The organism is Stenotrophomonas sp. STEN054, assembly GCF_056854535.1.
Window position 1 is genome coordinate 19,299 of record NZ_JBXFWG010000052.1, and the last position, 8,542, is coordinate 27,840.

The following is an 8,542-nucleotide window of genomic DNA, read 5'->3' on the forward strand; positions in this document are numbered from 1 at the left end:
CGGCGCCGGTGGCCTCAGCCACCGATGCCGTGCGGTTTGATCCAACCCATGTAGATGCACACGATCACCAGTACGATCAGTGCGACTGACACGCCGATACGCCTGGTCAGCGCGTTGACCGTGCGCTTGGTCTGGCCGCGGTCGACCAGCAGGTAATACAGGCCGGCGCCCAGATTCCAGACGATGACGATCAGAAACGCGATTACCAGCAGGGTCTTCAGCGAATCACTCATGCGCGGCTCGAGGGCAGGGTGGATGCGCCTATCTGACCGCGTTTGCGCGGACTTGTCATGATGCGCCAGCACACGCGCGTGATCGGCTGGCTGATGGCGGTGCTGGCGATGGCCGCGTTCACTGCGTTGGGGTTCTGGCAGCTGCAGCGCATGCACGCCAAACAGGCGCTGCTCGATGCGCAGGGGCCGGCGGTGGCGCAGTCGCTGCCGCTGGCGCAGGCCTTGGCGGCACCAGGGGCGTTGCACGGCGTGGCCGACCATGGCCGCTTCCTGCCCGGGGTGGTGCTGCTGGACAACCAGACCCGGCAGGGCCGTGCCGGGGTGAAGATCTATCGACCGTTCCGCAGTGACGGCGGCAGCGTGCTGCTGGTCGACCTGGGCTGGCGCGCGCTGCCGCCGGATCGCACCTTGCCGGATGTACCCGCGCCGCCATCGCCGGTGGCGGTGCGCGGGTTGCTGGCACCGCCGCCAGCGCCCGGCCTGGCGCTGGGGCCGGCGTTCTCGAGCACCGGCGAGCCCGGACGCTGGCTGGCCAGCCGCCTGCCTGCCGAGGGCCTGGCCCGCGCGCTGGGGCTGGCCGCGCTGCCCGAGCGGGTGCTGCGCCTGGACCCCGCGCTGCCGTTCGGCGATGCGCGTGATCTGGATCTGCTGCCGAACACGCTGCCGCCGCAGCGCCACCTGGGCTATGCGGTGCAGTGGTTCGGCCTGGCGCTGACCGTGCTGGTGGTCGCGCTGGTGCTGGAACGCCGCCGGAGGCGCCCCGTTGCCCGGTAGTTCCGCCCAGCGGCCAGCACCACCGGCATCCCTTTCCCAACCATGAGAAAATGCCCCGTATGAACACTGCTACCTCCCCGCAGGCACGCGGTTCCGGCCGCCGGACCCTGGTGCTGCTGTTCGCCGTGTTCTTCGGGGCGATGGCGGTGGCCGCCGTGCTGCGCTTCAGCGGGTGGCAGCCCACCGGGCACCGCAATGCCGGGCAGCTGCTGCAGCCGCCGGTGGATCTGCGCCAGCAGGCGCCCACCCTGGCCAACGGCCAGGCCTACCCGTGGAACCCCGAAGCGCGGACCTGGCGGTTGCTGGTGGCCCCGGCCGGCGCCTGCGACGCGCAGTGCGTCACTTTGTCGCAGGGGCTGGGCAAGGTGTGGCAGCTGTTCGGCCATAACGCCGATAATGTCGAGATCCTGTGGCTGGGTACGCCACCGGCGTCGATCGCCTCGCTGCCCGCGCTGCGGCCGCTGGCCCCGTCGCCAGCCCTGCGCGCGGCCCTGCCGGGCGTCGATGATCCGGCGGGACTGCCGGTCTACGTGATCGATCCGAACGGCTTCGTGATCATGCGCCATGCCCCCGGCTCCGACCTGGGTGGCCTGCGCAAGGACATGGCCACGTTGCTGAAACTGAAGTGAGTCCTGTTTGATGAGCCTTTCCGCGCGCCCGGCGCTGCATCGCAACTTCCACCGCCTGGCGTGGTTCGCCATGATCATGACCGCCAGTACGATCATGTTCGGCGCCTTCGTCCGCCTGTCCGATGCCGGCCTGAGCTGCCCGGACTGGCCGACCTGCTATGGCCAGGCTACCTGGCCGCAGCACGTGGAAGAGACCATCGGTCACCCGGCCGCCGAGATCCGCCCGCTGGAAACCCACAAGGCCTGGCGCGAGCAGGTGCACCGCTTCCTCGCCGGCGCGCTGGGCATCGAGATCCTCACCCTGGCCCTGCTGGCCACCCGCAAACGCCGCTTCGGAAGCACGGCGGTGGTGACCGCCTGCGTATTGGTGGCCGCCGGCATACCGCTGTACATGATGGGCTGGCATGGCACGGCCAGCATCCTCGCCCTGACCGGTGAGGCGATCCTGCTGATCGCCGCGCTGCGCTGGAGCAACATCGACCTGGCGCGCGCTGCGCTGCTCACCCTGGCAGTGGTGATCTTCCAGGCCCTGCTGGGCATGTGGACGGTGACCCTGCTGCTGAAACCCATCGTGGTGATGGGCCACCTGCTGGGCGGCATGCTGATGTTCGCGCTGCTGGTGTGGATGGCGTGGCGGGCGACCCACCTGCCGATCACCCTGGCCGAAGCGCCGAAGCTGAAGTGGCTGCTGCGCATCGGCGTGGCCGTGCTGGTCACCCAGATCGCCCTCGGTGGCTGGGTCAGCGCCAACTATGCCGCGTTGGCCTGCGGCGGCGGCAGCGCCTCGCTGGACAACTTCCCTCGCTGCGCCAACCAGTGGTGGCCGCAGCACAACTTCGCCGAGGGCTTCACCCTGTGGCGCGGCATCGGCGTGGATTACGAAGGCGGCGTGCTGGACGGCGCCTCGCGCATCGCCATCCAGATGGCGCACCGCCTGTTCGCGATCGTCGTTGCTGTCTACCTGCTGTGGCTGGGCCTGCGCCTGTTCCGCGTGCCCAGCATGCGTGGCTGGGCCAGCGCGCTGGTGGCGCTGCTGGTGCTGCAGGTCACCCTGGGCATCCTCAATGTGAAGCTGGCTCTGCCGCTGGAAGTGGCCGTGGCCCACAACGGTGTGGCCGTTGCCTTGTTGTTCGTACTGGTCAGCCTGCTGGCCCGCCTGCGTGCCCCGGACTGATTCCATGTTTTCCAGATATCGCCAGTACTGGGACCTGACCAAACCCAAGGTCGTGGCCCTGATCGTTTTCACAGCCCTGGTCGGCATGGTCCTGGCCATTCCGGGAGTGCCCAGCTGGGAACAGGTGCGCGCCGGCGCGCTCGGCTTCCTCGGCATCTGGCTGGCCGCCTCGGCCGCCGCGGCCATCAACCAGCTGCTGGATGCGCACATCGATGCGCAGATGGCGCGTACCTCGTGGCGCCCGCTGGTGGTGGGCAAGGTCAAGCCGTGGCAGGTGCTGGTGTTTGCCGGCGTGCTGATCGTGCTGTCGATGGCGATCCTGCTGCTGTGGGTGAACTGGATCACCGCGGTGCTGACCTTCGCCTCGCTGATCGGCTACGCGGTGATCTACACCGTCTACCTGAAGCGCGCGACCTCGCAGAACATCGTCATCGGCGGCCTGGCCGGCGCGATGCCGCCGATGCTGGGCTGGGCGGCGATCACCGGCATGCAGGGTTCGTCGGACTGGGCGTACTCGTCGCTGCTGGTGCTGATCATCTTCATCTGGACGCCGCCGCACTTCTGGGCGCTGGCGATCTTCCGCCGCGAGGACTACGCCAAGGCGAAGATCCCGATGTTGCCGGTCACCCATGGCGTGGTGCACACGCGCAAGCAGATCATGGTGTATTCGGTGGTGCTGGCGCTGGTGTGCGTGGTGCCGTACCTGGTGGGCATGAGCGGCCCGTTCTACCTGGGCGGCGCGATCGTGCTCAATGCCGTGTTCCTCTGGTACGCCTGGCGCATGCTGAACCCGCCGGACGAGCTGTTCTCGATGAAGATGTTCCAGTACTCCATCGTATACCTGATGGCGCTGTTCGCGTTCCTGCTGGTGGACCACTGGATCCTGCCCTGGCTGTGACCTCGGGGTCGGATCCCCGAAGGGGCTCTGACCCTACCTGATCGCGCGGACATCCACGCATGGCGTGGATCTACTGCGGGTTCACGCCATCCGCCGTTTGGTAGATCCACGCCATGCGTGGATGGCGGTTCCCGCAACAACCCGCACGTTCAGTAGATCCACGCCATGCGTGGATGGCGGTTCCCACAACAACCCGCACGTTCAGTAGATCCACGCCGTGCGTGGATGGCGGTTCCCGCAACAACCCGTACGTTCAATACATCCACGTCATGCGTGGATCGGTTCCCCACAACACCCCGCACGTTCAGTAGATCCACGCCATGCGTGGATGGCGGTTCCCGCAACAACCCGCACGTTCAGTAGATCCACGCCATGCGTGGATGGGTTCCCCTCAGCACCCCGCGCGCCCGATCAGGGCGCGCGCTTCGCATACCGCTGCGCGATCACGCCGCAGACGATCAGCTGGATCTGGTGGTAGATCATCACCGGCAGCACGATGGCGCCCAGGCTGCCGCCGGCGAACAACACCTTGGCGATCGGCACGCCGGTGGCCAGGCTCTTCTTCGACCCGCAGAACACGATGGCGATCTCGTCCTCGCGGTTGAAGTGCAGGCGGCGGGCCAGGAAGGTGATGAGCGGCATCGCGATGCCGAGCAGCACGGCAGCGACCACGGCTACGGCGAACAGGGACAGCAGTGGCGTCTTGCTCCACAGCCCTTCGGTCACCGCTTCGCCGAACGCCGAATACACCACCAGCAGGATGGTGGCCTGGTCGGTGTAGCGCAGCAGCGCACGCTGCTTTTCCACCCAACCGGCGATCCACGGCCGCAGCAGGTGGCCGGCCACGAACGGCACCAGCAGCTGCAGCATGATGCCGCCGATGGCATGCAGCGGGTCATGCACGCCGCCGGAGGTACCGGCCAGTGCGGTCAGCAGCAGGGGCGTGAGGAACACGCCGAGGATGCTCGACAGCGAGGCGCTGCACACCGCCGCCGGCACGTTGCCGCGCGCCATCGAGGTGAAGGCGATGGACGACTGCACGGTGGAGGGCAGGGTGCACAGGAACAGCACGCCCATGTACAGCTCCGGCGTCAGCAGCCAGCCCGACAGCGGCTTGAACAGCAGGCCCAGCAGCGGGAACAGGATGAAGGTGCAGGCGAGGATGGTCAGGTGCAGCCGCCAGTGCAGCATGCCGCCGATGATCGATTCGCGCGGCAGGCGCGCGCCATGCAGGAAGAACAGCGCGGCGATGGCCACGGTGGTGACGTCGTCCAGCACGATGGCGGCGGCGCCCTTCATCGGCAGCAGCGAGGCCAGGCCGACGGTGCACAGCAGGGCGAGGGTGAAGTTGTCCGGTCGCAGGCGCGACCACCAGCGGGTCATGGTGGGCAGGCTCCTCGTTACAGGGGGTCAGGGATGGGAAGCGGGCGCGGCCAGGCGTTGCCGGGTGGCCGCTTCCAGTGAGGTCAGGCCAGCGCGCTGGCCCAGCTGCAGGGCCTGCTCGGGGCTGGCGTGCTCGTAGCGGGCGTTGACCAGGCCGAGCACGGCGCCGGCACGGTTGCCCGAGGCGCAGTGCAGCAGCACCGGGCCCTGGCTCTGCTGCAGGGCCTGGTGTACGGCGCGCACGTTGGCTGCATCCAGGCCTTCGGCACCGGCCACCGGGATGCGCACGTAGCGCAGGCCCAGCGCTTCGGCCTGGGCGGTTTCATCGAAACCACGGTCCTCGCCGGGCTGACGCAGGTCGATGACGGTGCGCACGCCCTGCGCGGCCAGCGACTGCAGTTGCGCAGCGCTGGGCTGGCCGCCGGCATGCAGGCCGGGGCGGACTTCATTGAGCGGGGTGTCCCCGGCCCAGGCGGGCAGGGGCGTGCAGAGCGACAGCAACAGCAGGCAGGTCAGGCGCAGCAGCATGGTCTCTCCGTGGATGGGCTGCCGCTACAGGCGCAGGGTGGCGCGGGCCTTCAGCAGTTCGCGCAGTTCGTACTTGTCAGTATCGTCCAGGCCCTGCTGGCGCTGCTTTGCCAACAGCTCGTCCAGACGTTGCACCAGCAGTTGTTTCTCCAGCTGGGCCACCGCGTCGTGCAGTTCCTGGGTCCACATCGCCTCGTCGCCGGGCATGGTCTGCGCGGCCAGCGTATGCAGCGAGGCCTGCTCTTCGCGGCCATCGAAGTGTTCCAGCAGGGCGCCGGTGCTGATGTCCGGGCGCTGTTCGACCAGGCCCAGCAGTTCCAGCAGCAGCTCCACACCGGGCAGGCGCAGGCCCTGGAAGTGGTGCTTGCCGCCCAGGCTCATCGCCAGCGACGGCTGCTGCAGCAGCACGGCGATCGCGCCGCGCACCAGGCTGCGCTTGGCGATGGGCTGGATCTGCCGGGCTGGCGCGCGCTGTGGCATCGGTGCGCGTGCGGCGGAGGCGTTGCCACCGCCCAGGCCGGTCAGCTGCGCCAGCTGCTGCTTCATCAGGTCGCCGAAGGCACCATCGGGAATCTGCGCCAGCATCGGCTTGGCCCGTTCGGCCAGGCGCGCCTTGCCGTCCAGCGTGCCCAGGTTGATCTCGCGGGTCAGTTCGTCGAAGAAGAACTGCGACAGCGGCGTGGCCTGCTTCAGGCGGTCGTTGAAGGCCTCGGCGCCTTCCTTGCGCACGATGGTGTCTGGATCCTCGCCATCGGGCAGGAACAGGAAGAACGCCTGGCGGCCGTCCTTCATGCGCGGCAGCACCGATTCCAGCGCCTTCCAGCCGGCGCGGCGGCCGGCGGCGTCGCCGTCGAAGCAGAAGAACACGTCCGGCGCGTTGCGGAACAGCAGCTCGGCGTGGTCCGGCGTGGTGGCCGTGCCCAGCGTGGCCACCGCCTGGGTGACCCCGAACTGGAACAGCGAGACCACGTCCATGTAGCCCTCGACCACGATCAGCCGCTCGATCTTCTGGTTGGCCTGGCGCACCTGCCACAGGCCGTACAGTTCGCGACCCTTGTGGAACAGCGCGGTCTCGGGCGAGTTGAGGTACTTGGGGCCGTCGTCCTTCTCGAACACGCGACCACCGAAGGCGATGACACGGCCACGGCGGTCGAAGATCGGGAACATCACCCGGTCGCGGAACTTGTCGTAGACGTGGCCGCGGTCGTTCTTGGAGAACAGGCCGGCGCGGTCGAGCAGCTTCATCCGCCGCTCGTCCTTGCCCAGCGCGTCGCGCAGGCCGCTGTAGCCATCCGGTGCATAACCGATCTGGAAGCGCGCGCGGTTTTCCTCGTCCACGCCGCGGCCGTCCAGGTAGGCACGCGCCTTCTCGCTGCCTTCCAGGTTCTTCTGGAAGAACTTCGTGGCCGCATCCAGCGCCGAATACAGCTCGCGGCTGTCGTCCTGCTGCTGGGCGTTGCGCGGGTTCTCGCTGCGCGGCACTTCCATGCCGGCGCGCTTGGCCAGTTCATCCACCGCATCGAGGAATTCGAGGCGGTCGTAGTTCATCAGGAAGCTGATGGCGGTGCCGTGCGCGCCGCAGCCGAAGCAGTGGTAGAACTGCTTGGTGGGCGAGACCGTGAACGAGGCCGAGCGCTCGTCATGGAACGGGCAGCGCGCTGCATATTCCTTGCCCTGGCGCTTCAACGGCACGCGGCTGCCCACCACCTCGACGATGTCGGAGCGGGCCAGCAGGTCGTCGATGAAAGCGTCGGGGATACGGGCCATGGGCAACAGGGCAGGGGCGCGGCCAGGGGCCACGCGAGGCGGGAACGATCAGTCCGCCTAGTTTACTCCTTGGCGGGGACCGGACCGGCCTCTACCGGGTCGATGCCTGCAGCGGCCAGGTGATTGCGCGCGCGCAGGCGCTCGTCGATCACCGCGGTCATCAGCGCGCCGACGAAGAACACGACGGTGGCGTAGTAGATCCAGACCAGCGAGATGACCAGTGCGCCCATCGAACCGTACGCACTGCCGGGGGCCACGGTGGCGATGTAGACGCCGATGCCATAGCGGCCCAGCGCGAACAGCGCCGAGGTGATGACGCCGCCGATGAAGGCCTGGCGCCAGGCCACGCGGCGGTCCGGCAGATAGTGGTACATGAAGGCGAAGCCGACCGCGTACAGCAGCAGGCTGGTGAGGTAGCCGATGGCCGGCAGGACCGAAGGCAGTTGAGCGAAGGCCACCTGCAGCATGGTGGTGGCGGTCATCGACAGGATCAGCAGGAAGCCCAGCGCCAGCACCACGCCGAAGGAGAACACGCGCTTGCGCAGCCAGGCCTTGATGCCCTCCAACCGCTCGCCACTGGTGCGGAAGATCAGGTTGAGTGCGTTCTGCAGCTGGGCGAACACCGCAGTGGCGCCGATGAACAGCAGCAGGGTGCTCCACAGCCCGGCCAGCGAGCCGACGTCGGGCTGGTTGTCGGCGTTCTTCAGCACGGTTTCGGCCACGGTGGCCGCGCTGCTGCCGGCGGCGGCGCTGATCTGCTCGATCAGGGCCTGCTGCGCGGGCGGGTACAGCGAAGCAGTCAGCCACAGCAGCAGCACCAGCAGCGGTGCCATCGAGAGCAGAGCGTAGAAGGAGACCGAGGCGGCCTGGGTGAGCACGTCGATGTCGACGAAGCGCTTGCCGACGGCGATCGGGAAGCTGTCCTGCAGGCGCTGGACGTATTTGCGTAGATTCACAGGGACATGGGGCGCGTGTTCGACCATGCCGGTGTTGTAGCAGCCGAGGGTCGAAGGCGTGGTGAAGCAGGCAGACCCAGGTAGCGGGGGGGGCGGCCCCGCCGCCCCCCCGCCCCCCCCCCCCCGCGCGCCCGCCCCCCCGGCGCCCCCCCCCCGACGCGGCCCGCGGCGCGCCGGGCGGGGAGCACACCCCCCCCCGG

9 protein-coding genes are annotated in these 8,542 nt (G+C 68.5%); 4 read left to right on the plus strand and 5 right to left on the minus strand.

Annotation, left to right across the window (positions count from 1 at the left end; genetic code table 11):
* Positions 1–14: 14 nt before the first annotated feature.
* Positions 15–233 (minus strand): twin transmembrane helix small protein, encoded by a 219-nt coding sequence (locus AC1VXD_RS16945; protein ID WP_049468560.1) that lies wholly within the window; start codon positions 231–233, stop codon positions 15–17.
* 57 nt (positions 234–290) lie between these two features.
* Between AC1VXD_RS16945 and AC1VXD_RS16950 the strand changes: the two genes are divergently transcribed.
* The 4 genes from AC1VXD_RS16950 to cyoE are packed head-to-tail and all read left to right on the plus strand — an operon-like array spanning position 291 to position 3,708.
* On the plus strand, positions 291–1,007 hold the full coding sequence (locus tag AC1VXD_RS16950; RefSeq protein ID WP_482993018.1) for an SURF1 family protein: 717 nt from the start codon (positions 291–293) through the stop codon (positions 1,005–1,007).
* 59 nt (positions 1,008–1,066) lie between these two features.
* Positions 1,067–1,636, plus strand: coding sequence for a hypothetical protein (locus tag AC1VXD_RS16955; RefSeq protein ID WP_482993019.1), 570 nt, complete (start codon positions 1,067–1,069; stop codon positions 1,634–1,636).
* A 10-nt stretch (positions 1,637–1,646) separates the two neighbouring features.
* Positions 1,647–2,810: a COX15/CtaA family protein gene (locus tag AC1VXD_RS16960; RefSeq protein WP_482993020.1), complete on the plus strand. Its 1,164-nt coding sequence runs from the start codon at positions 1,647–1,649 to the stop codon at positions 2,808–2,810.
* A 4-nt stretch (positions 2,811–2,814) separates the two neighbouring features.
* Positions 2,815–3,708 (plus strand): heme o synthase, encoded by an 894-nt coding sequence (gene cyoE / locus AC1VXD_RS16965; RefSeq protein ID WP_482993021.1) that lies wholly within the window; start codon positions 2,815–2,817, stop codon positions 3,706–3,708.
* 411 nt (positions 3,709–4,119) lie between these two features.
* Here cyoE and AC1VXD_RS16970 read toward each other — a convergent pair whose 3' ends face one another.
* The 4 genes from AC1VXD_RS16970 to AC1VXD_RS16985 form a co-directional block, all read right to left on the minus strand.
* Positions 4,120–5,091 (minus strand): bile acid:sodium symporter family protein, encoded by a 972-nt coding sequence (locus AC1VXD_RS16970; RefSeq protein WP_097048522.1) that lies wholly within the window; start codon positions 5,089–5,091, stop codon positions 4,120–4,122.
* A gap of 27 nt (positions 5,092–5,118) precedes the next feature.
* A complete protein-coding gene (locus tag AC1VXD_RS16975; RefSeq protein WP_482993022.1) occupies positions 5,119–5,619 on the minus strand; it encodes a protein tyrosine phosphatase family protein in 501 nt (166 codons plus the stop codon).
* 24 nt (positions 5,620–5,643) lie between these two features.
* Positions 5,644–7,386, minus strand: a complete 1,743-nt coding sequence (gene dnaG, locus AC1VXD_RS16980; protein WP_482993023.1) for a DNA primase — start codon at positions 7,384–7,386, stop codon at positions 5,644–5,646.
* A 62-nt stretch (positions 7,387–7,448) separates the two neighbouring features.
* Entirely contained in the window at positions 7,449–8,369 is a 921-nt protein-coding gene (locus AC1VXD_RS16985; RefSeq protein WP_482993024.1) for a YihY/virulence factor BrkB family protein, read from the minus strand.
* Positions 8,370–8,542: the final 173 nt, after the last annotated feature.